Source organism: Mesorhizobium sp. M7A.F.Ca.CA.002.15.2.1, from assembly GCF_003998715.1.
Classification (GTDB): Bacteria; Pseudomonadota; Alphaproteobacteria; order Rhizobiales; family Rhizobiaceae; genus Mesorhizobium; species Mesorhizobium ciceri.
This window is the reverse complement of record NZ_RZPI01001172.1, coordinates 1-727: the sequence shown is the minus strand read 5'-3', so window position 1 is coordinate 727 and position 727 is coordinate 1. Positions and strand designations below refer to the sequence as shown.

The window sequence follows — 727 nt, the reverse complement described above, 5'->3', positions numbered from 1 at the left end:
GTCTTTCATGTCCGGTCTCCTTCCCATTGGAGTTGCAATTGGCTGGCTTGTCCCTTGATGAGCCGCTTGGTCGATTGGGCGCTCGGACCGCGCGCGAAGACCGTGCAGACAGGGTCGCCGGCAATCAGACGGGTGCCAGCCGACTGTTGGTCCGCTGTCCATTCAGGCCAGGCAATCGACGGAAAGTGAGTGATTGGCGTCGCGGCGTAGGTCACCATCGACGCCATCGAATCGACGAAGCGCGGCAAGCGGAAGACCTGACCCGTCGCGGCGCGCAGATGCGCTTCGATCAATGGCGCGTCAACATCGTCGAAAATGTCGAGGGTGGCGCCCGGCCTCGGATTGATCTCGATGAACGTGTAGCCATCTGGTCCACGGATCAGATCGGCGCTGCACAATCCAAGCAGGCCGGCGCGCCGCGTCAGACTTGAGAGCCAGCCGCCGATGACCGCCGCCTGTCTGCGATCGAAGCGTCTCAACCGTACGGCGCCGCCGTAGCGATAGGGCGCTGTGGGGGCGGGAGACGTCCATTGGTGGCTGAAACCCACGAGGTGCGCGGTTTGACCATTGCCGACGAACAGGGCCGAGATGCTGCGACCGGCAACGAAGCGCTGGAAGTAGCGGCCGGCGGTCGGGCTTTCTCCGGCTGCTCGTCTGACGTGTCCGCCGCCGGCGCCGCCCGCGGTCTTGACCACCCAGTTCTCCGGGTCAGGCGGCTGGTCCCATC

At 64.9% G+C, this 727-nt stretch carries 1 protein-coding gene; it reads right to left on the bottom strand.

Annotated features, from left to right (window positions below):
• Positions 1–5 precede the first annotated feature (5 nt).
• Positions 6–727 (bottom strand): ATP-grasp domain-containing protein (locus ENZ74_RS33455; protein ID WP_127313368.1); only part of this gene is annotated, 722 nt, incomplete at its 5' end.